At 72.2% G+C, this 20,182-nt stretch carries 22 protein-coding genes; 6 read left to right on the top strand and 16 right to left on the bottom strand.

The window, feature by feature from the left end:
* Positions 1–5: 5 nt before the first annotated feature.
* The gene (locus VFZ70_17790; GenBank protein ID HEX6257667.1) at positions 6–803 is read right to left on the bottom strand and encodes a c-type cytochrome; all 798 of its coding nucleotides are present in this window, start codon (positions 801–803) and stop codon (positions 6–8) included.
* 264 nt (positions 804–1,067) lie between these two features.
* Here VFZ70_17790 and VFZ70_17785 point away from each other — a divergent pair, with 264 nt between their 5' ends.
* Together VFZ70_17785 and VFZ70_17780 are read left to right on the top strand one after the other, a co-directional pair.
* Positions 1,068–1,868 carry a GAF and ANTAR domain-containing protein gene (locus VFZ70_17785; protein HEX6257666.1) on the top strand — a complete coding sequence of 267 codons (801 nt, stop codon included), beginning with the start codon at positions 1,068–1,070 and terminating at the stop codon, positions 1,866–1,868.
* Between the two features lie 45 nt (positions 1,869–1,913).
* Positions 1,914–2,741, top strand: a complete 828-nt coding sequence (locus VFZ70_17780; GenBank protein HEX6257665.1) for an LLM class flavin-dependent oxidoreductase — start codon at positions 1,914–1,916, stop codon at positions 2,739–2,741.
* Between the two features lie 342 nt (positions 2,742–3,083).
* On the opposite strand, the gene VFZ70_17775 is transcribed toward VFZ70_17780, so the two are convergent.
* The 6 genes from VFZ70_17775 to VFZ70_17750 all read right to left on the bottom strand — a co-directional run bounded on the left by VFZ70_17775 (position 3,084) and on the right by VFZ70_17750 (position 9,131).
* Entirely contained in the window at positions 3,084–4,208 is a 1,125-nt protein-coding gene (locus VFZ70_17775; GenBank protein ID HEX6257664.1) for a CBS domain-containing protein, read from the bottom strand.
* 172 nt (positions 4,209–4,380) lie between these two features.
* Positions 4,381–5,232, bottom strand: coding sequence for a Rieske (2Fe-2S) protein (locus tag VFZ70_17770; protein ID HEX6257663.1), 852 nt, complete (start codon positions 5,230–5,232; stop codon positions 4,381–4,383).
* Positions 5,233–5,391: 159 nt separating this feature from the next.
* On the bottom strand, positions 5,392–6,018 hold the full coding sequence (locus VFZ70_17765) for an HAD family hydrolase (GenBank protein HEX6257662.1): 627 nt from the start codon (positions 6,016–6,018) through the stop codon (positions 5,392–5,394).
* Between the two features lie 276 nt (positions 6,019–6,294).
* Positions 6,295–7,281 (bottom strand): ion channel, encoded by a 987-nt coding sequence (locus VFZ70_17760; protein ID HEX6257661.1) that lies wholly within the window; start codon positions 7,279–7,281, stop codon positions 6,295–6,297.
* A 49-nt stretch (positions 7,282–7,330) separates the two neighbouring features.
* Positions 7,331–8,605, bottom strand: a complete 1,275-nt coding sequence (locus VFZ70_17755) for a DUF2254 family protein (GenBank protein ID HEX6257660.1) — start codon at positions 8,603–8,605, stop codon at positions 7,331–7,333.
* Positions 8,606–8,855: 250 nt separating this feature from the next.
* Positions 8,856–9,131 carry a hypothetical protein gene (locus VFZ70_17750; GenBank protein HEX6257659.1) on the bottom strand — a complete coding sequence of 92 codons (276 nt, stop codon included), beginning with the start codon at positions 9,129–9,131 and terminating at the stop codon, positions 8,856–8,858.
* Here VFZ70_17750 and VFZ70_17745 point away from each other — a divergent pair.
* Genes VFZ70_17745 through VFZ70_17730 form a run of 4 tightly spaced genes read left to right on the top strand, consistent with a single transcriptional unit; the run spans position 9,130 to position 11,702 of the window.
* Positions 9,130–9,408 (top strand): hypothetical protein, encoded by a 279-nt coding sequence (locus VFZ70_17745; GenBank protein HEX6257658.1) that lies wholly within the window; start codon positions 9,130–9,132, stop codon positions 9,406–9,408. The genes VFZ70_17750 and VFZ70_17745 overlap by 2 nt on opposite strands.
* Positions 9,409–9,436: 28 nt before the next feature.
* Positions 9,437–10,375 (top strand): acyl-CoA dehydrogenase family protein, encoded by a 939-nt coding sequence (locus VFZ70_17740; GenBank protein HEX6257657.1) that lies wholly within the window; start codon positions 9,437–9,439, stop codon positions 10,373–10,375.
* On the top strand, positions 10,372–11,112 hold the full coding sequence (locus VFZ70_17735; protein HEX6257656.1) for a PIG-L family deacetylase: 741 nt from the start codon (positions 10,372–10,374) through the stop codon (positions 11,110–11,112). Before VFZ70_17740 ends, VFZ70_17735 begins: the two co-directional genes overlap by 4 nt.
* Entirely contained in the window at positions 11,109–11,702 is a 594-nt protein-coding gene (locus VFZ70_17730) for an SAM-dependent methyltransferase (protein HEX6257655.1), read from the top strand. Before VFZ70_17735 ends, VFZ70_17730 begins: the two co-directional genes overlap by 4 nt.
* Here the strand turns inward: VFZ70_17730 and VFZ70_17725 are convergent.
* From VFZ70_17725 to VFZ70_17685, 9 genes are read right to left on the bottom strand one after another with little or no spacing between them, the layout of a single operon-like run.
* The gene (locus tag VFZ70_17725) at positions 11,697–12,422 is read right to left on the bottom strand and encodes a glycosyltransferase family 2 protein (GenBank protein HEX6257654.1); all 726 of its coding nucleotides are present in this window, start codon (positions 12,420–12,422) and stop codon (positions 11,697–11,699) included. The genes VFZ70_17730 and VFZ70_17725 overlap by 6 nt on opposite strands.
* Positions 12,422–13,198 carry a sulfotransferase gene (locus VFZ70_17720; protein HEX6257653.1) on the bottom strand — a complete coding sequence of 259 codons (777 nt, stop codon included), beginning with the start codon at positions 13,196–13,198 and terminating at the stop codon, positions 12,422–12,424. The genes VFZ70_17725 and VFZ70_17720 overlap by 1 nt, the downstream gene beginning before the upstream one ends.
* A complete protein-coding gene (locus VFZ70_17715) occupies positions 13,198–14,178 on the bottom strand; it encodes a glycosyltransferase family 9 protein (GenBank protein HEX6257652.1) in 981 nt (326 codons plus the stop codon). Before VFZ70_17715 ends, VFZ70_17720 begins: the two co-directional genes overlap by 1 nt.
* On the bottom strand, positions 14,169–14,861 hold the full coding sequence (locus VFZ70_17710) for an SDR family oxidoreductase (protein ID HEX6257651.1): 693 nt from the start codon (positions 14,859–14,861) through the stop codon (positions 14,169–14,171). The genes VFZ70_17715 and VFZ70_17710 overlap by 10 nt, the downstream gene beginning before the upstream one ends.
* On the bottom strand, positions 14,848–16,245 hold the full coding sequence (rfaE2, locus tag VFZ70_17705) for a D-glycero-beta-D-manno-heptose 1-phosphate adenylyltransferase (protein ID HEX6257650.1): 1,398 nt from the start codon (positions 16,243–16,245) through the stop codon (positions 14,848–14,850). Before rfaE2 ends, VFZ70_17710 begins: the two co-directional genes overlap by 14 nt.
* Positions 16,245–16,937 carry an SIS domain-containing protein gene (locus VFZ70_17700; GenBank protein ID HEX6257649.1) on the bottom strand — a complete coding sequence of 231 codons (693 nt, stop codon included), beginning with the start codon at positions 16,935–16,937 and terminating at the stop codon, positions 16,245–16,247. Before VFZ70_17700 ends, rfaE2 begins: the two co-directional genes overlap by 1 nt.
* Entirely contained in the window at positions 16,934–18,160 is a 1,227-nt protein-coding gene (locus VFZ70_17695; GenBank protein ID HEX6257648.1) for a glycosyltransferase, read from the bottom strand. Before VFZ70_17695 ends, VFZ70_17700 begins: the two co-directional genes overlap by 4 nt.
* Entirely contained in the window at positions 18,157–19,110 is a 954-nt protein-coding gene (locus tag VFZ70_17690; GenBank protein HEX6257647.1) for a glycosyltransferase, read from the bottom strand. The genes VFZ70_17695 and VFZ70_17690 overlap by 4 nt, the downstream gene beginning before the upstream one ends.
* Positions 19,107–20,153, bottom strand: coding sequence for a glycosyltransferase family 9 protein (locus VFZ70_17685; protein ID HEX6257646.1), 1,047 nt, complete (start codon positions 20,151–20,153; stop codon positions 19,107–19,109). Before VFZ70_17685 ends, VFZ70_17690 begins: the two co-directional genes overlap by 4 nt.
* Positions 20,154–20,182: the final 29 nt, after the last annotated feature.

Genomic DNA, 20,182 nt, shown 5'->3' with positions numbered 1-20,182 from the left:
GGCGCTCAGCCACGGCCACGCTCTCCCAGCCATGCGGTCACAGCGACGAGCACGAGCATCGCGACGAACCCGGCGATCGTCTCGGTCGACGGGCCCCAGTGGGCCAGTCCGTAGCCGCCGGCGTCCTGGGGTGTGCGCAGATACTCGGCATAGGCGACCACGTCGTTGAGCTCCTCTTCGTCGAGTTGACGCTCGCTGAACTGTGGCATCGCCCCCGGGCCGATGCGCACCGCCTCAGCCAGTTGCACATCGGGCACCGGATGCAGCGGCGGGGCGTTGCCCCGGTTGACCAGCGCTCCGCCCTTGCCGTCCCAGTTGTGGCACGAGGCGCAGTTCAGCCGGTACAGCTCGCCTCCGCGGGCGAGATCGACGTCCGAGAGCTCCAGCTCGGGGATCTCCGGTCCCTCACCCAGACGGGCAACGTAGCCCACGAGCTCGCGGATTTCGGCGTCATCGAACGCGGGCTCACCCCGCTCGGCCTCCTGGTCGGGTTCCTCGAGCGGCATCCGTCCGCTGCGCAGCCAGTAGTCCGCGCTCGCCGCTCCCACCCCGATCAGGGTGGGTCCGCGGAAGGTGCCCTCGCCCTGGTTGCCGTGGCAGCTCGCGCAGTTCGCCTGGTACAGGTCCGGGCCACTGGGCAGCTGGGACTCGGGCGACTGCTGACCTTGCGCTGGATGCCAGAGGACGAACACGCCGGCGACGGCGAGCACGGCCGCCCAGCCGATCAGCGCACGGGCACGGCGTTCGCGCCGGGGGCTGGCCGTGGGCGGCCGGGACGGGCCGGTGCGGGACTGGGCCGACATGCCCGGCGCCTACCCCTGATCACCTCGCACAAACGGCGAGTACAGAGCGGCGGCCGTGCGTCGACACGGACGCCGCGAGCCGAGTTCGGCTGACTGCACCAGTGTCCCGGCTCGCGCTCGTGCAACTCGTCTTCATGGGTATACTTTCCGCCGTTACGAGTAGCGCGATGCCGAGCCGTCCAGGCGTCTCAGACGGGCTGCCCGTGTCCGCCGTGGGCCTGAGCGCGGGCATCGACGCGCAGGCGTGGCGGAGGTGGACTCGTCATGGGTACGCGTGCGTTGGCGTTGGCGGCGGCGTTGATCGACCTGGCAGACACGCTGGTGTCCGACTTCGAGCTGACCGACTACCTCGACAGGCTGCTCGAGCGGTCGCTCGGATTGCTGGACGCCGATGCCGGCAGTGTCATGCTCTGCACGGGCGATGAGGCGATGGAACCGCAGCTGCTCGCCTCGTACAGCAGACAGCTTGGCGACCATGAACTGTTCGAGGTGCGTCATGAGGGCCCGGGCGTGGACAGCCTCGTAGGCGCCCGACAAGTGATCGTCGACGACATCGCGGCATCTACGCGGTGGCCTCGCTTCGCCGCGATCGCAGCGACGGCCGGATACGCCTCGGTCGTGGCGTTGCCCATGCGGCTGCGTGGTGAGACGATCGGCACCGTGAGCGTGTTCTGGCGGGAGTCCGCGCCCGCGGCGCTGGACGACATCGATGCCGTGCAGGCGCTCGCGGACATGGCGACGATCGGGATCCTGCAGGAACGGGAGCTCCACGAAGCTCGCGAGCTTTCCAGCCAGCTGCAGACGGCGCTGCACACCCGGATCGTCATCGAGCAGGCCAAGGGCGTGCTCGCCGAGCAGATGGGACTGCAGATGTCTGCGGCGTTTGAGGTCCTGCGTCGGTACAGCCGCAACCACAGCCATTGCCTTCGCCAGGTCGCGACCGACGTCGTCGCCGGACGGCTGTCAGCGCCCGACATCATCGCAATGACGGGAGACGACGGCGCTGCCGCGGCCGACGACCGGGTGCCGCGACCCTCCAACGGCGCCGTGGACCGCGTACCCTGATCGTCGTGCCCAGCCGCACCGGGACGAGTGGCTCGCGGGGTGTCGATGAGGTTCGCGATCAACGTGCCGAACTTCGGCGACTACGCCGATCCAAGGGTCACCGTCGAACTCGCTGTCTCTGCCGAGGAGGCAGGCTGGGACGGGTTCTTCGTGTGGGACCACATCAACGCCACCTCGGAACCGGACAGCCCGCTGGCTGATCCGTGGGTGCTACTCACGGCCGTCGCGCTCGCGACGCGTCGCGTGCGCATCGGCACGATGGTCACACCAGTCGCTCGTCGGCGACCGTGGAAGCTCGCTCGTGAGACAGTCACCATCGACCGGCTGTGTGGGGGTCGGTTGATCCTCGGCGTAGGGCTGGGCTTCCCGCCTGATCTCGAATTCACTGCGTTCGGCGAGGAGTCCGACAGCAGCCGACGGGCCGACAAGCTCGACGAGGGCCTCGAGATTCTCGCCGGCCTTTGGAGCGGCGAGACGCTGGACTTCGACGGCGCGCACTATTCGGTGTCTGGTGTGCGCTTCCTGCCCACCCCGATCCAGCGGCCCCGCATTCCGGTCTGGGTGGCGACCATGTATCCACATCGACGTCCGCTGCATCGCGCGGCGCGCTGGGATGGCCTGGTGCCGATGCACGAGACGAACATGTTCCTGACACCAGCAGAGGTGAGCGAAATGGTCTCGTTCACCCTGACACACCGACGCGAAGCCACACCCTTCGAGGTCAACGTCCCGTGCGTGCTGGCCGATGACGCCGCCGGCGCGCAGCAGCTCGCGCGCGATTATCAGGCCGCCGGCGCCACATGGCTCCAGGTCGGCGCCTTCACGATCGATCAGCTGCGCGCTCGCATCGCAGCTGGCCCACCATCCGTCTGAGACCCACACCCTTCGGGCCACCAGGCAACGTGCAGCAGCACACGGCATCGGACCGCAATGGCGTGCCGGCTGCGCGTGTTGTACGACCAGGCGGTGGAGCACCGATCGCATCTGCGCGAACGACCGGTGTGCGAGGGTTGCCACCTTCCGCCCGTCAGCCAGCCGTGGGTGCGCACCAACACCTGGCAGCACGTCCGCGTCGACGGTGCGGCGCTCGCGTCGACCTTCTTCACGGTGTCGTCGGTCGTGGGTGCTCCCGCTCGTCGTCGTGGTCGGGTGCGGATCGACGGCGGCCGCCGACGTGGCGGCCGCCGTCGCAGGACGGTCGTCAGCGGTCGCCGGTCACCCGGCGGAGATCAGCTCGACCAGCTCGCCGGTGACCTCGTCGTCGCCCGTGCGCGCCACGTCGGCCTGGCTGACGATGCCGACCAGGCGGCCGTCCTCGACGACCGGCAGGCGCCGGATCTGCTTGCGGGCCATCGTGCGTACGACGTCGCGCAGAGCGTCGTCGGGGTCCGCGGTCACCGGCCGCCGGCCCGCGATCTCGCCGGCGGTCACGGTATTCAGATCGGCGCCGTTGACCAGCGCGCGGGTGACGATGTCGCGGTCGGTCAGCATGCCGGTCAGGCGATCGCCGTCGCAGACGGGCACGGAGCCGATGTCGCCGTCGACCATGCGCCGGGCCGCCGTCATCAGGCTGTCGGTCGTCGAGACCGTGACCACGTCGCCGGTCATGATGTCGCGGGCGGTCGTGCGCCCCGATCGGCGGCCGCCGCGGCCCCGGCCCAGCCGGCGCAGCATCCTGCGGGTCGCCACCACACCGACGATCGCGCCGACCACCCTGGCCCACGGCACGTCGACGTCAGGGGTCGCCGCTGAGGCGGCCTTCGCCGCGGCGCGGGCCTTGACCGGGACGTTGGCCCGTACGACACCGCGCAAGATGGCGCCGGGCCGCTGCTGCTCGCCGGCCTTGGCGTTGAGCACGAGCAGGGCACCCGTCGCCGCCGGGACCACCCATTGCAGGGTGGTCAGCCGGCGCTGCGCGTCGGCGGCCTCCGAGGGTGTGCCCGGCGCCGGAGTCGTCGCGTCGTGCACCGGCGCCTCGGCGTCGTCGCCGGCGTTGCTCAGCTTGGCGCCCTGGACCCGACTGTATGCCGTGACGCCCAGGGCCACCGCGGTCAGGGCCGCCTTGGTCAGGTTGACCCAGCGGGCCTGCGGCTGGACGGCCAGGCGCCCCTTGTTGGCCCACACGATCTGCGCGCCTCCCAGCAGGTGGCTCGCAATGGCGGCGGCGTTCACCGGTGTCCAGCGCTCCCAACCTGCGTTGGCGGCGCGGGCGCGTTCAACCGGGTCCGTGATGTGCTCCGTCGCGCCGTTGAGGCCGACGGCGCCCATCAGCGAGCCGCCGAACCAGCCGGCGAGACCGAGGTCGTGCAGGCTGCGGGCGATGGTGTTGTCCTGTGACATGATTCCCCCTGGTCGGGTGCGATGCGGTGGTGGGTCCGGCGCTCCGGCTGCGCTGCGCGCACCGGGGCCGCGGCCCTTCGGCTCCGTGGTCCGGGGAGTGGCGCCCACCGTGCCCGGTCACCGAGGCGTACACACATGACGTCGAGCCGTCCGTGCCGCCTGGACGCCTCGGTCAGCGGTGGCCGAGCACCTCGATGCGCCCATCCCGCTCGCGGACGTGGTACTGCGGCTGCGGGGACGCCGCCGGCCCGCGGACCACGGCGCCGTCGGCGAGCCGGAACACGCTGCCGTGGAACGGGCAGGTGATGCAGCCGTCGTCGACGTCGCCGCCGTCGAGCGGATGGCCCGCGTGGGAGCAGGCGTTGCTCAGCGCGACGACCTGTCCGTCGACCCGTGCGAGGAGGACCCGCCGGCCCCCGACCTCGACCGCGGTCGGCGTCGGCACGACCTGGTCGGCGGCGATGCCGGCGTCGGTCCACTCCTTGGGGCCCTCCTCGAAGGCCGTGTGGTCCACGCCGACGCCGAGCACCTGGCTGAGGTGCCCGCCGAGGTAACCGGCCGCCGCGATGGTGCTCAGCGCCGCCAGCGACAGCAGTCGCCCCTGTCGCGTCCGTCCCACGCGGCGCGCGACCAGCGAGGCGACCTGCAGCACCGCCGCCACATCGGCGGCCATCGCGTGCACGAACGCGACGCGCCGGCCGTGGTCGTACAGATCGCTGTAGTCGCTCAACCCGGCCAGCGCGGTCGGGAGGGCGGCCGCCACCCCCGCCCCGACGAGCCGCCGGGCGGCCGCGGCGTCGCCGTCGTCGCCGAGCAGGTCCAGCAGTCCCGCCGACACCCAGGTGCCGATCACGGCGTCGGTCAACATCGGGTGAAGCCGGTGCCCGAGCCACACCCCGGACAGCGTGTCCTTGACGGCGTCCGGCTCGAATGCAGGTCGGACCCAGTTCGCCAGCGCGTCAGCGGGCGGCTCCAGCGATTCGGCGTGGCCGATCCGGTCGATCAGCCGGCGCAGCGGGTGCATTCAGCATCCTTCCGGGAGCGATGGCCGGCGGCAGTCATGCCCAGGCCCGGATCGGGTAACCCAGGTTGCGTCGACGTGGACACGAGCACGGCCAGTGCTTGGGTGGTCGCGCGCGGGAAGCGCGGCACCCTGTCGTAGCGCTTACCCGAGCGATGCCGGCTACAAGGTGCCCACCAGGTCGTTCGGGGTGCCGACGATGGTCGCGGGTCCGCGTGCCAACAGCGCACTGTCGGCGAACCCTCCGGTTCGCACGGCGATCATCTGCATGCCGACGCGCCGTGCGGCGGCCACGTCCCATGGGCTGTCGCCGATGAGCACTGCATGTGCGGGCTCGACCTCGATCTGACGGCTGGACGCGATCAGCAGATCGGCAGACGGTTTGGCGTCGTCGACCGTGTCGGCATCGGTTGCGGGCAGCTGCGGATCGCCGAGGACGCCGAGCAGCGCCTCGCGGATGGCTGCCTGTGCTGACGTGGCGATCACCGTCGGGACCTCCCGCCGCTGAAGATCGTCGATCAATGCGCCGGCGCCGACGGTCGGTCGCAGGCGTTCAGCGTCGGCGAGGAACAGCGTTTCGTGCGCATCTGTGAGGGCGTCGACGTCGTCCGGTTGGCCTCCCAGCAACCACGTCACCAGTCGGCTGCCGCCCAGGCCGATGGCGCGGTGGATGCGGTCCAGCGGCACCTGGTGGCCGTGGCGGCTCAGCGCCGCGTCCCAGGCCAGCACGTGGTGGTAGACGGAGTCGACGAGTGTCCCGTCGAGGTCGAGCACGACGCCGAAACGCACTGCAGATCCCTTCGCTACTGGTCACGGCCACTGACCTACCCGTCGCCCCGGCGCCTGATCATGACCGATCGACATGCCGGTGAACCGGGTCAGCGCGCAGAGCCTTGTCGTTGGAGGCGAGGGTGTGGGTCGCCGTGCCGATCAGACCCGCGACGAGTCCGCGGCCGATGTCGCGGGCGAGGCGATCCACTGTCCACCTGGTCTCGACGATGCTGTGGCGGCGCGACGTACCCGGCGGAGTCCGCGCACAGACGACGGCGCGCCTGCACGCCACGGTCACGTACCCCAGCTCCAGCCGTCGTTCGCGACGAAGCCTGCCAGCAGTGCGCGTCGGTCCGACAGATCGGCGTCCGCGGCTGCGGCGTGGTACTCCTGCTCCGTGACGCAGGGAACCCCGAGGCGGTCGAGGATCGCGAGCGAAGGGGGCTCGGGGGGCTCGTCGACCGGATCGATGTGCGCCTCGTGCAGGGCGGCGAGCAGCAGATCAACGGCTGCGGTGACTCTGCCCAGCGTCACCGGATCGGGACGCTGCGGTTCGGCCACGCCGAACCGCAGCAGTGTGAGGGTGTCGTCGAGCAGCGCGGTCGCCGGCGCCAGCGCGGTGCCGCGGTCCACCGGATGGAAGTAATGCAGCACCGGATAGGCCATGTGCTGCTGTGCAAGGTCGGCGAACGCGGGCGCGAGGTTCGACAGGTGACCCCGGAGCCGATCGAAGCTCTCGCCGTCCCAACCCTTGTCCAGCAGGTCGCTGACCGTCGGACCGAGATCGACGATCATCCGAGCCACCCGCCGCTTGGTCACGACGGCGTTCATCACCGGCGTGACGTACGTGATCGCGAGTGTGATGAGCACGAGTCCCGCCAACGAGGCCGCGACGGTGCCCGCCCGCCACACCCCTGCGCCGGGACGTAGCTCACCGTTGCCGAGCGTCGACATCGTGTATCCCACGAAGTACAGGCGCTCGCCGATGCCGGCGGGTGCACCGTTCGTCGCACGCACGACCGCGTCCGGATCACCCAGGAACACCAGCGTGAACCCGACGTACAACAGCGTGGCCCACATGGCCACGGCCAGTGGCAGCATCAACGAGCCGTAGACCTGTAGCGCCCAGTGACTGAACCGAGTGCTGCGGACGGCGGGCCGCCACAGTGTGCTCATGACCCGCCCTGACAGTGGGCCGGCACCCCGCATCGAGATCGTCGTGATGTACACGTCGGTGACCGCGACGAGTGCGATCACCGTCCCCACGGCACCGAGGATCACCGTTCCACCATCCAGCGTCCTACTGTGGCTCCTCGGGCCCGTCCGACGATCATTGTCCCTCGCGCCCAGCGCGATCCGACGTCGACGTCGTACGCCGGACGATCTTGAGACGATCGGCGGGGGCGATGTCAGCGCGATCGACGTGGTCGAGGACGAGCTGGATCTGGCGCTCGACAGGTGCCGCGCGCTCCGGCAGCCCCGCCTGCGTCAGCGCGTCACACAGCATGTGCAGCACGTTCAGCAGCACCGTGGCGACCGCGGGGTAGCCGGCGCCGGACTGACGGATCTGGTCGAAGGCCACGTCGACGTAGTCGCCGTGCTCCAGCTGCGACGTGCGCACGATCCGCCGGTCGTCCGGACCGACGTGGAGGTCGGCCGGCAGATCGCGCAGCATGATCTCGTGGACGATCGTGGCCAGGTAGTTGATCGCCTCGTACGCGCTGGTGGCATCACGGGTGCCGATCGCGAGCGCCTGCTGCGCGACGTCCACGAGGTTGCGGATGCCAAGCTCGACGTCGTTGGCGACCCGTCGGGTCCGGCCGATTCCGATGGCGTCAACGAGTGCGGACAGGTGCTCGTCGTCCGCGCCGCGGACGTCGGCGATGACCGAGTCACGCAGCACGAACGATCCGGCTCGCGTCCGCAGGCGAACGGTGGCGCCCGCTGGCATGGCTGCGACCAGCGCGTCGTCGTCGATGTTGGCGACCCATCCGGCCGCGGGCGCGTGCATGGCCCTCGTGGGGCCAGATCCGCGATCGTCGTGCCCCGCACCCCGGTGGCGTGCACCACCCTGGCCGCGCTCCGGATGTGTCCGGTGCACCGCGAGGATCGTGTCCTCGGCGATCTGCGCCATGATCGCCGTCAGCTCCGTCGCGCGAGCGCTGTCGGTGATCGTGACGATCACGACGACCAGTGCCGCCAGGGACAGCCCGAACCCCACGCACGTGGTCAGCACCGGCGCGGCGGACGCATCGTCGAGCGTCAACGTCACCGTCGCGGTGTACCCGAACATGCCGACCATGAAGTCGAGCACCTGCTGCTGGTACCGGTCCGCCAGGTACCAGCGCAGCACACGGGACGAGAGCTGCCCGGCAGACAGCTGCACGAACATGCCGCGGACCCAGAACACGAGAGCGCTGACCGTGATGATCGAGCCCGTGACCGCCGCGAGCAGCGCGCGCGCCCCGGCTGCGGGCGGCATCCAACCGAACAGCCAGCCGTCGGGCAGGACGCCGTCGAGGGCGAGCATCGCCGCGGCCAGCAGCACCCCCACCACGCCACTGACCGCAGGTCGCCGCAGGGACGCGTTCTGCCACAGGTTCATGTCCGGGTGGTTGTCCCCAAATGGAAGGCGATCATGCGCAGCCGCCGCGGTCCGGGCGTGAACGCGCCGAGCGGATCCTTCTCGGGCGGCACGTCAGCTCATGGTGGCTCCCGAAGTTCGACCCGACCGTCGCGCACGGGGTCACGCGGTCGCGTCGAGTAGCTGCTGGCACGCGCGCTCGCACCGGCGGCACGCTTCCGCGCACACCGCGCGGTGGTTCACGCCCGCATCCGCGTGCCGGTCGCAGTGGTTACCGCAGGAGCTGCACGCCTGGACGCAGGCTTCCCGCTCGGGCGCGGGTGGTGGCTGCGTCGTAGGCGGTCTGCCGCGACAGCACCCGCAGTGTGGCGTTGCAGATGTCGGCGCAGTCCAGGTTCGTCCGGATGCACGCGACGAGCGCGGCGACGTCGTTCTCGGCGACCAGGCTCCACGACGTTTCACCGCTGCCCGTCCGGACAACATCCGCGCCACCCGCGTGCCGATTCGCCACCGCCCGGCCGCGACCGACCGCAGGAGGCCGCCCCATGACACCGACCGTGCTGCTCGCGGCGTTCGCGGTGCTCGTCGTGATCGCCATCGGCGTCGCGGTCGCGGTGATGCGCTGGTCGGGCCCCCGCCCCGACGCGCCGCTGAAGGACATCGACGCTGGCCGCGCACCCGAGGACGTCGACGACGCGGCGGGCGCGTCAGACGAGGAATCGGCGGCCAAGCTCGACCGCCCCGGCGGTCCCGGTCAGGAGCCGGAGAACCCCGATCACGGCGATGCCGTTCCGGGATCCGAGGGTGACGACCGTCGCGGATGAGGCTGTGCGCTCCTCGGGGACAGCGGTGATGACGAACGTGACCAGGCGACGTCTGCAGGCGGCCCTCGACGGAATCGGGTCGGTCCCGCTCCCCGGGTCGGGAGCGACCCGGCGGCGGCTGGAGGTGCTCGCCGATGTGGGTGCGGAGGATCTGGCGACCGCCCGACTCGTCGAAGGACACCTGGACGCGCTCGCGATCCTGGAGGAGGCGGGGACCGCGCGCCCCGAGGGGCTGCTCGGGGTGTGGGCGGCCGATCCGCCGACGGGCAGGGTCCATGCCGCAGCGCACGACGCAGGATGGATCCTGTCGGGTGTCAAGCAGTGGTGTTCGGGCGCCGGTGCGCTGGATCACGCGTTGGTCACGGCCCACGCTGACGACGGGTACCGGCTGTTCGTGGTCCCGTTCGATCGTGGCGGCGTCGACGTTGCACGCGACCCATGGCACGCCGTCGGCATGCGTGACAGCGACACCTTCGACGTCGTCCTCGATGGCGTTGCCGTGGACGCGGCCGAGGCGGTGGGCCCCCCTGGGTGGTACCTCTCGCGACGAGGCTTCTGGATGGGCGGAATTGGGGTCGCCGCCTGCTGGTACGGCGGGGCGTCGGGTGCTCTCGACGCGTTGCGCGACACTGTCCGGCGGCGCGAGGACCCCCACGGCCTGGCCCACCTGGGTGCCGCCGACGCACTGTGCGCGGCGATGTGGGCGCTGCTCGCGTCAGCGGCCGACGCCGTCGACGACGGCGTGGCCGGTGCCGATCTGCGACGTCTCGCATGGCGGGTGCGCGCTGCGGTCGAGCGCCTCGCGCCCGACGTGCTCTTGCACGTCGAGCGCGGTGTGGGCGCCGGGGGTCTGACGCGCGATGCGGCGATGGCCCGCCGGGCCGCCGACCTGCCCGTGTACATCAGGCAGCACCACGCCGAGTCCGACCTGGCCGCGCTGGGAGCGGACGTCGTGGGCGGGCCGTGACCCGTCTGCCGTTCGGCATCACCGGCACGTCGGAGGACGTGTGGCGCGCCTGGCACGCCCCGGCTGCCTGGCCGACGCTCGACGTCGTCCGTCCCGGCCGCGCTGTCGTCGTCAGTCCACATCCCGATGATGAGGCGCTCGGTGTTGGTGGCACCATCTGGACGCTCGTGCAGTACGGCTGGACGGTCGACGTCGTGGCGGTCACCGACGGTGAGGGCTCCCACCCGGCGACGCCCGAACGCAGCGCGTCGGATCTCGCGAGCACCCGCCGTGCCGAACAGCGCGCCGCGATGGACGTCCTCGGCGTGCCGCCCGGACGCCTCCACCTGCTGGCGCTGGGCGACGGCACGGTCGCCGAGCATGAGGACGCCGTGACCGGGCTGGTCGGTGGCCTGCTCGAGGCGGGCACGTGGTTGCTGGCTCCGTGGGAGCGTGACGGCCATCGCGACCATGACGCGACCGGGCGCGCCGCGCAACGAGCGGCGGCCGCACACGGTGCGCGTCTGCTGCGGTACCTCGTGTGGGCGTGGTACTGGGCGACGCCGAGCCATCCGTCGATCGCCACGTGGCGGCCGGTCCGCATCGAGCTGTCGGGTGCCGCCCGTGACGCCAAGCGTGCGGCGGTGTCGCGGTACGCCTCCCAGATCGGTGGGCCGGACGATGCGGCGACCGATGTCGTGGTGCCGGCGCGTGCGCTCGCCCATCACAGCCGTTCGTGGGAGATGCTGTTGACATGAGCCATGCCACGCCCACGGGCGTCGACCGCGTGCCGGACGCGCACTTCGAGGACCGCTATCGCGCCGAGCCGGACCCGTGGCGGCTCGAGCACCGCTGGTACGAGCGGCGCAAGCGCGCGCTCACGATGGCGGCGCTCACACATGAACGCTATCGACGGGCGTTCGAGCCGGCGTGCGGACCCGGACTGCTGACCGAACTGCTCGCCGAACGCTGCGACGAGCTGCTCGCTGTGGACGTCGCACCGACCGCTGTCAGTACCGCTGTCTCCCGCGTCGCCGACCGCCCCCATGTCGCTGTCGAGACGATGGCGGTGCCCGATGTCTGGCCGGCGGGCCGCTTCGATCTGATCGTGCTCAGTGAGGTGGGCTACTACCTCGCCCCGGATGCACTCGTCCACCTGCGCAACATGGTGGTGGCCAGCCTCGCCGACGCGGGCGAGCTGCTCGCTGTGCACTACCGTCCCGATGCGGGCGAGCACCGCTCCAACGGCGACGTCGTGCACGACGTCCTGTGCGCGGCGCGTGGTCTGATACGGGTCGCCTCGCACGTCGACGAGTTGTTCCGGATCGACGTCCTGAGGATCTCATGACGCGGCGGCGCCGCGCCGTTCCAGCTCGTCGAGCAGTGAGCTGAACCCTCCGGGTGCGCGCACAGACCGCCGCGCGCTCGTCCGGACGACGAGGCCGTCGTCCCACAGCACGTCCATGCCGGCGTCGGTCATGCGACGGACCAGCAACGTGTCCTCCGACAAGGCGACCTCGGGCACACCGCCGACAGCGCACAGAGCGTCCGCTGAGACCCCGAGGTTGGCGCCGTGCACCGGGCGCGTGCCGCGGCGGCGTTGCGAGCGGCGGTGATCGCGCAGCAGCGCGTCCATGTCGCCGAGGCGGTCCTCCCAGTCGCCGACGGTGATCGCTCCCGCCACAGCGTCGTAGCCCGCGTCCGCAGCACGCAGCTGACGCTCCAGCCAGTGGACGGGCACCCGGCTGTCGGCATCGGTCATCGCGATCCACATGCGCCCGGACGATCGACCGCCGAGGACATCGCATGCCGCGGTGATCGCGGCCGCTCTCGACGCACCCACGTTGCGCGCGTCGAGGCGGACGATTGCTGCGTGGCAGTCGGCGAGCGCGCGCGCCGCAACCACCTCGGTCAGGTCGGTGCACGCGTCGGCGGCCACCACGATGTGCACGTCGGCCCGGACGCGCACCCGGTGGGCGGCGTGGACGACGGCCTCGAGGCACCCGGCCAGCAGCGCCTGCTCGTCGTGGGCGGGCACGACGACCGCCACCGACCAGCCGTGCACCATCACACGCTCCATGCCGGCAGCGGGCGATCGACCAGGGCCCGCAGCCGTGCGGTGTCGTCGCGGACGGCGGCAGCCAGGGCGGCGTGCAGCGACCCGTCGACCGGTGCCCGCATCTGCGGCGGAGCCCGGTGGATGGCGTCGGACGGCAGCAGGTCGGGATCGGCACCCCCGAAGCGGCACACACGGCGCAGCGTCCGACGCGGCTCCGCGCGCAGGTCCTCCTGCGCCACGATCAGGATCTGCTCGTGGGAGAAGTGCTCCAGGAACGGCAGCAGTCGCTCGTGGTAGCGGCTGCGTGCGATGTACTGGCTGCCCGGATCGGTCAGCGCTTCGGCGGCCTGACGATGCTCGCTGCCGTCGCGCACGTGGTGGCGGTACTGCGACAGTGCCCGAGCGACGGGGTCGCGCACCAGGTACACGAGCCCGGCATTCGGAACCAGGTGGGCCATGCGCCCAGCGACCTCCGGGTGGTCCGGCGACGTGTAGCCCGGCGACGCTTCGCCTCGCACCGCGGCCGTCGCCGGAAAGTGCCCTGCGTACCAGTCGAGGCCACGCCAGAGGTTTCCGGCTGCCCACGGTGGGTCGGGCGTGTCCGGGTCGACGTGCGCTGGCCCGAAGAAGAAGTTCAGCTCCTTGGGGTCGGACATCGCCATGTGCGGGTGGTGGCTGAGAGCGCGGTGCACCGCGGTGGTGCCGCACTTCATCGCGCCGATGATGATCAGGGTGGGTCGGGCGCCCACCGCGCCGGAGTTCGGCGCCGACGTACCGGCCTGCATCACGGTGGTGCAGGCTCCCCTCGAAGCCCGTCGAGCGCGCGCGTGACGTCGTCCACGGTCAGCCCGAGCAGGCCGCGATCGGGGGACGCGGCGTGGGGGTCGCCACGGGTCCCCGCCCACAGCGCCACGTGCGGTCCCCCGCGCGGTGGCCCCCAGCGGGTCGGTGACACCGGGCCGAACAGCACCACCGAGGGCGTTGCGAACGCGCTGGCCAGGTGCGCGACGCCGGTGTCTCCGCACACGACCCGTCCAGCGGCATCGACGACGGCCGCGAGCTCGCCGACGTCGGTCCGCCCCGCCAGGACGGATGTCCCGCCCAGGCCGGCACCGTTCGCGACGGCCTTGGCCAGCTCGACCTCGTCCGCGCCACCGGTGACCAGGACCTGTCGGCCACGTCGCAGCTCGTGTCGTGCCACGGCCGCCCAGCGGTCGACCGGCCACCGCCTGGCCGGTGCCGCGGCGCCGGGGTGGATGATCGTCGCCCGGCGGACGTCGTCTGGCACGTCGATCGCAGGTGATCGCACCCGCACATCGTCGGCGCTGGCCGTCGCGCCCAGCAGGCGGCACCAGCGCAACCGCTCGTGCTCGTCCACCCGCCACGCCGGGCCGTCGTGGGCCACGTCGGGGTTCTCGAACGCGATCAGTGCGCCCGGATCAGTCGCCTGCAACGCGAGGTGGCTGGCCGGTCCGCGACCGTGCAGGTTGACGGCGACCGTCGGAAGGCGCACCTCGGTGGGCAGCACCCCCACGTGGTCACGGAAGTCGACGTCCACGAGCGCATCGACGGCGCCGTCGAGCAACCGGACGAGCGGCGCGAGCCATGCGGGGGCGGCGAGGATCCGCTCGTGGCCCGGGTAGCGGTCACGCAGCACGCGCAACGCCGGGACGGCCGTCAGCAGATCGCCCAGGCCCAGTGCCCGCAGGACCAGCAGGCGGGGCATGCCCTCCACGTTCCGGTCGGAGGTCGATATCAGGGCCATGAGGGCTCGGTCGCGGGCGCGATCAGCAGTTCGCGCACCTCGCATCCGGGCGGCTGCCGCAGCGCGTACACGACCGCGTCGGCGACGTCAGCCGGATCATTGAGCTGCTGGTCCGCGGCCGGCTTGAACCGCTCCGGCCGATCATCGAAGAAGCCCGTCCGCATGCCGCCCGGCAGCAGCAACGTGACGCCGACCCGCCCGGCCAGCTCGGTGGACAGCGCACGGGTGAAGCCGACGACGCCGAACTTGCTGGCCGAGTAGGCGGTGGCCGCGGGCAGGGCGCGCAGACCGAGCGTCGAGGCGACGGTGACGACGCGGCCGCGCCGCTCGATCAGGGTGGGCAGCGCCGCACGCACGACCGCCGCGGTGCCCACGAGGTTGACCGCGATGACGCGCTCCCAGTCCTCGGGGTGGACGTCGAGGAGGTCGCCGCACGCGTCGATGCCGGCCGCGGTCACGACCGCGTCCACGCCGCCGTGGTCCTCGATCAGCTGCGCGGTCGCGCGCCCGGCGGCGCGGGAGTCGGCCAGATCGACCTGCCGCCATGCGGCGTCGCGTTCGGGCTCGGCGATGTCGAGCACCAGCGGGGTGCCGCCCGCGTCGGCCACGGCGCCGACGACGGCCCGCCCCAGCCCGCGGGATCCCCCGGTCACGATGACGGTTCCGAGCTCAGTGGATGGCATGGCTCACTGCCTCCTCGATGATCGAACTGGTGGAGCGGCCGGCCAGGTAGGGCAGGACGACCGCCTGGCCACCCCACGTCGCAAGGAGGTCGGCCTCGGGCATGTCGGTGACGGCGTAGTCGGCGCCCTTGACCCACACGTCGGGGCGCAACTCGTCGAGGACCCGTTCGGGGGTGTCCTCGTCGAAGATGACGACGGCGTCCACTGCAGCCAGAGCGAGCAGGACGGCACGCCGGTCGTGTTCGGCGACCACCGGCCGGCCGCGGCCCTTCAGCCGGCGCACCGACGCGTCGGAGTTCATGCACACGACCAGGCAGTCGCCCAGCCTTCGGGCGTCGGCGAGCAGGCGCACGTGCCCGGCGTGCAGCAGGTCGAAGCAGCCGCCAGTCGCCACGACCGTGCCGCCCGAGGCGCGCACGGCAGCGACCCGCCCGGTGGCGTCATGGGTACCGGGCGACCGGATGCCGGCGTCGGACGCGCCGGACGCTTCGTCATCCACCGCGGTCGCCCCACCGCGGGCGACGAAGGCGCTGGCGGCGTCGACCGCACCGACCACGGCCTCGGAGAGCACCGCGCCGTCGGCCAGTGCGGACGCGATGGCGACGGCGAACCGGTCACCGGCGCCGCACGGATCGACCGGCCCATCAAGCGACGGTGCCGGCACCATGAGTGGCGTGCCATCGGGTCCCACGAACAGCGCGCCGCGGGCGCCCAGGGTGACCACCATCCCGACGGTGCTCCAGCGGTCGCGCAGCGCGTCAGCGGCGACGGTGACCGCCTGCGGCGTCGGAGGGTCACCTGGCAGGTCAACGATGCGTCGCGCCTCGGCCAGGTTGGGCGTGGCCAGACGGGTACCGGGCACCGGTCGGGCGCCCCGGGGGTGCGGGTCCCAGACGACGTGCCCCCCTCGTTCGATCACTCCGGCGAGCGCATTGCGCACCACGGCGTCGGCCGCGACACCCCGCCCGTAGTCCGACACCAGCACGGTCGGCGCGCCGTCCAGCACATCGAGCGCGTCGTCGGCCGGTGCGCGCACCGACGACGGGGCGCCCAGATCGATGCGCACGAGCGGGTGGCCGTCGGCGCGCACACGGATCTTCTGCGGTGTCTCGCCGGCCAGGCCGAGGTCGACGACCCGCACGCGCGCGTCGGTCAGCCGTGCTTCGACGCGGCGCCCCGCCTCGTCAGCCCCCAGCGCCGAGACCAGGACCACGTCGCGTCCGTCGGCGGCCGCGAGCAGGGCCGCCAGCCCCGCACCGCCCGGTCGTGCGCGCTCGGCGGGCCGGTCGACCACCGGAACGGGCGCGTCCGGTGCCAACCGTCGCGCGTCCCCGTCAAGGTCCCGATCCAGCAGGACGTCGCCGACGATCACCAGCGGACGCATCAGGCGCTCCTCCCTGTGTCGTTCTCCGCGGCACCGGAGGTGTGGCGACCGCCGTTGCCGTGGGACGGGCTCAGGGCGTACACGGATCGCGGCCGGCGGCGATCCACCGCCGCGTCGACGGCCGCGCACAGCAGATGGATGACCACGAGGTGCAGCTCCTGGACCGTCGCCGTCGATCCCGCATCGACCGCGACGACCTCGTCGCAACGGTCGGCCAGCGGGTTGGGTCGGGGTCCCGTCAGGCCCCAGATGGCGACGCCGACGTCGCGGGCGGCATCGGCCGCCGTCAACACGTTCGTGCTGCGACCCGACGTCGACAGCGCGACCAGGACGTCGCCGTCGCGGCCGTGTGCGACGACCTGTCGGGCGTACATCTCGCCGGGTCCGTAGTCGTTGCCGATCGCTGTCAGGCTCGAGGTGTCGGCGTGCAGCGCGATCGCCGACAGCGGCTGGCGCTCGCCGCGGAAGCGGCCGACCAGTTCGGCGGTCAGGTGCTGTGCCTGCGCGGCGCTGCCGCCGTTGCCGGCCGCCAGCAGTCGGCCCCCGGCCAGCAGGACCGTCGCCAACGCCTCACCCAGCCGCTCGATGTCGGCCACCTGGCGGCGCAGTGACCGCGTCGCGCCGATCAGTGCATCCACGTGCGCGGTACCGTCGGCGCCGCGCGCCGACACCGGTTCGGTGGTGACGCTCATCGGCCTGCCACCTGCGGTACCAGCGACCGGCGTGGTGGCGGGGCGGCCCACATGGCACGGCGGTACGAACGCAGCGTCGCTCGCGCCACGGCGTCCCAGCCGAAGCAGTGCACGGCCCGCCGCCGTCCCGCCACGCCCATCCGTCGCCGCAACCGGGCGTCGTCCAGGAGACGGCCGACCGCGGCGGCGATGGCGCTGGGATCGTGCGGTGGCACATGAAGGCCCGTGCGGCCGTCGACGACGCTGTCGAGCATCCCGCCGACCGCGCTGGCAACGACGGGGACGCCGCAGGCCATCGCCTCCAGCGGGACGATGCCGAACGGCTCGTACCAGGGGGTGCAGACCACCGCGTCGGCCGAGCGCAACAGTGCGGGTACCCGGTCGCGTGGCACCGCCCCGAGCATGACGACCCGGTCGGCCACTCCCAGGGTGGCCGCCAGGTACCGCAGCCGACCCGCCTCGGCATCACGGTCGAGGCCGTCTGTCGTGGGGCCGCCGGCGACGACCAGTTCGACGTCGCGCGGCAGCAGCGCCAGCGCGCGGATCACGTCGTCGACGCCCTTGCGCGCGACCAGGCGGCCGAGCACGACGATCCGCCGGCGGCGCCCTCTTCGGTCACGTGGTCCCGCTGGCGTGAACGTCGACAGGTCGACGCCGCATGGCACCACGTCGATCCGCGCGGCGTCGGCATCGAGCGCGACGAGTTCGGCGACCTCGTCGCGGCATGTGGCGATCACACGGTCGGCGCTCAGCGCGATCGTCCGCTCGGTCGCGAGTCGCTCGCGCGGGCTCGGGTCGTCGGCACGCAGATGGCGACGCTTGACGACACCCAGGGCGTGGAAGGTGTGCACCACCACGCTCGCCGGAGGTCTGGCGCGCAGCGCCGCGGCACCGGACATCCAGAAGTGGGCGTGCACGACCTCCGGAGGATCGGCCTCCCACCGGTGGGCCAGCACGTCCGAGAAGTCGCCCATCCAGCGGGGCAGGTCGTCCTTCGCGACCTGTGCGGGCGGGCCAGCGGCCACGTGCTCGATCGTGACGCCGGCGCGCGTGACACGTGGCGGCAGTTGGGCGTCGTCACGCCGGGTCCAGACCGTGACCTCGTGGCCCGCCCGCGCCAGCTGCGTCGACAGCGCCGCCACGTGCACGTTCTGCCCGCCCGCGTCCTCGCCGGCGATGGCCGCGAGCGGGCTGGCGTGCTCTGACACCATGGCGATCCTCACGTGGTGACCTCCTCGAGCAGTCGATCCCAGTCCTGCAGGAACCGGCCCAGGCCGTACCGTGACAGCGCGGCCGTCCGTGCCTTGTCTCCGTGTGCCCGCGCCAGTGCCTGATCGGCCAGCAACGCGCGCGTGGCGTCGACCAGGCGGTCGACGTCGGTGGACACCACGCCTGCCTCGGCAGGCACCGCCTCGAAGGCCTCGGTCGTGCCGACGGCGACCACCGGCATGCCCAGGTGCATGGCCTCGAGCAGCGACAGCCCCAGAGAGGTCCAGCGGATGGGATGCACATAGACACGTCGTCGTGCCAGCTCGTCGTGCATGCGCGCCTGGTGCACGTCGTCGTGGGAGGTGACGTCGTCGACGTCGACGTCGTCGGCGCCCATGCCGTACAGGTCGATCGGACCGGCGGCGGCGAAGCGGGGCAGCAGATCGGTGCCGGTCACCCGCGCTCTGCGCACCGGGTCGTTGATCACCATGGCCGCGCGGGCGAGTTCACCCGTGTAGCGCTGACCGGGGTCGACGATGCCGTGCTCGACGACGGTCGTCGGCGTCGACCCGCAGTCCCACAGCAGGTCGTTGCAGTGTGTCACGTGGACGACGCGCAGGTCGTCGCGGTCGGCGGCCGGGTGGTGCAGATCGTTGATCCGTCCCTGCGGCGCGTTGTGCTCCAGGTACACGGCCGGGACGTCGCGCCCCGGCCGACGCCCGCCGAGCCAGCGTTCGGCCAGGCCGTGCAGCTCCTCGGGGCGCTGCAGCACGACCACGTCGACGTCGGTCGCCGCGCACTCCCGCCGCGACACCTCGACCGCCGACGGTGGCCAGTCCCAGGTGCGAGCCCGCCCGCGGCCGTCGGGGCCACGGCCTGGCTCGACAGGCAGGAGCCAGGTGTGGTCCCCGTGCACCAGTGACGTGGTGTAGGACCCGTGCACGTGCCACAGCAGCACCCTCATCGCGCCACCACGGGGTGTGGCCGGCCGACCACGGTCGGAGGCAGCGTTCGGTCGCGGTCCGACACAACGCGACGCAGCGCGCCGATCACATCGTCGGTGGTGACCGCATCCAGGCACGGGTGACCGGGCAGCGGGCACCTGATGGCACGACAGCCGGCACAGGCGATGGCGTGGTCGCCCAGCAGCACGTTGGGAACGCCCCAGGGACGCCAACGTACGGCTGGCACCGTCGGCGCGAACAACGACACGACCGGCGTGCCGACCGCCGCGGCCAGGTGCGCGGGACCCGTGTTGCCGGTGACCAACGCGGCGCTGCCCGCCAGCAGGTCGGCCAGCGCCGCCAGCGTCGTCGTGCCGCCGGCGTCGAAGGCGTCCAGGCCGGCGGCGATCCGGGCAGTCAGCGCCCGCTCGCCGGGGCCTCCGGTGACGGTCACCTCCCAACCCGCTGTGCCCAGGGCCGTGACCAGCGAGCGGTACCGCTCGGGTGTCCACGTCCGTGCGGGAGCCGACGCACCCGGATGCACGATCACGCGCGCGGCGTCCGGCCGCCGGTCCGCGGCGGACCGGCGCGTGATCTCCAGCCCGCCATGGTCGCCCCGAGGCAACCGGTGCCCCAGCGTCGCCACCAACGACAGCGACCGCTCCACCTCGTGGACGTCGTCGGCGACGCGGTGACGGACGTCCAACAGGGCGCCCGGGAAGTCCTCACTGATCGCGGCGATCGTGGGGACGCCCGCCAACCGCAGCAGCAGCGCCGTCGGCAGAGGCGACTGGTGGAACGACGTCAGCACGACCGCCTGATCGATCCCGCGACCAGCGAGGTCGTCGACCAGTCCCAGCGTCCGCCTGCGGTCGACCACGCGTGCGTCCGGGTCGATCCAGTCGGCTGGGTGTTCGACGATGGCGTCGACGCCGGGCAGCAGTTCGGCCGCCGCGCGGCCGTTCGGACCGCACCACAGCGTGACCCTGTCCGCACCTGCGGCCACCGCCCGGATCGCTGGCCCGGCCAACAGCACGTCGCCGACGTTGTCGGGACGAACCACGAGCACATGCGGCCTACCGCTGTCGCTAC

The organism is Euzebyales bacterium (assembly GCA_036374135.1).
GTDB lineage: Bacteria > Actinomycetota > Nitriliruptoria > Euzebyales > JAHELV01 > JAHELV01.
This window is presented reverse-complemented; position numbering and strand designations above follow the sequence as displayed.

Coding starts and splice junctions, on each gene's coding strand:
- VFZ70_17790 (HEX6257667.1), bottom strand. CDS start 803: ATGTCGGCCCAGTCCCGCACCGGCCCGTCCCGGCCGCCCACGGCCAGC.
- VFZ70_17785 (HEX6257666.1), top strand. CDS start 1,068: ATGGGTACGCGTGCGTTGGCGTTGGCGGCGGCGTTGATCGACCTGGCA.
- VFZ70_17780 (HEX6257665.1), top strand. CDS start 1,914: ATGAGGTTCGCGATCAACGTGCCGAACTTCGGCGACTACGCCGATCCA.
- VFZ70_17775 (HEX6257664.1), bottom strand. CDS start 4,208: ATGTCACAGGACAACACCATCGCCCGCAGCCTGCACGACCTCGGTCTC.
- VFZ70_17770 (HEX6257663.1), bottom strand. CDS start 5,232: ATGCACCCGCTGCGCCGGCTGATCGACCGGATCGGCCACGCCGAATCG.
- VFZ70_17755 (HEX6257660.1), bottom strand. CDS start 8,605: ATGAACCTGTGGCAGAACGCGTCCCTGCGGCGACCTGCGGTCAGTGGC.
- VFZ70_17745 (HEX6257658.1), top strand. CDS start 9,130: ATGACACCGACCGTGCTGCTCGCGGCGTTCGCGGTGCTCGTCGTGATC.
- VFZ70_17750 (HEX6257659.1), bottom strand. CDS start 9,131: ATGGGGCGGCCTCCTGCGGTCGGTCGCGGCCGGGCGGTGGCGAATCGG.
- VFZ70_17740 (HEX6257657.1), top strand. CDS start 9,437: ATGACGAACGTGACCAGGCGACGTCTGCAGGCGGCCCTCGACGGAATC.
- VFZ70_17730 (HEX6257655.1), top strand. CDS start 11,109: ATGAGCCATGCCACGCCCACGGGCGTCGACCGCGTGCCGGACGCGCAC.
- VFZ70_17725 (HEX6257654.1), bottom strand. CDS start 12,422: ATGGTGCACGGCTGGTCGGTGGCGGTCGTCGTGCCCGCCCACGACGAG.
- VFZ70_17720 (HEX6257653.1), bottom strand. CDS start 13,198: ATGCAGGCCGGTACGTCGGCGCCGAACTCCGGCGCGGTGGGCGCCCGA.
- VFZ70_17715 (HEX6257652.1), bottom strand. CDS start 14,178: ATGGCCCTGATATCGACCTCCGACCGGAACGTGGAGGGCATGCCCCGC.
- VFZ70_17710 (HEX6257651.1), bottom strand. CDS start 14,861: ATGCCATCCACTGAGCTCGGAACCGTCATCGTGACCGGGGGATCCCGC.
- rfaE2 (HEX6257650.1), bottom strand. CDS start 16,245: ATGCGTCCGCTGGTGATCGTCGGCGACGTCCTGCTGGATCGGGACCTT.
- VFZ70_17700 (HEX6257649.1), bottom strand. CDS start 16,937: ATGAGCGTCACCACCGAACCGGTGTCGGCGCGCGGCGCCGACGGTACC.
- VFZ70_17690 (HEX6257647.1), bottom strand. CDS start 19,110: ATGAGGGTGCTGCTGTGGCACGTGCACGGGTCCTACACCACGTCACTG.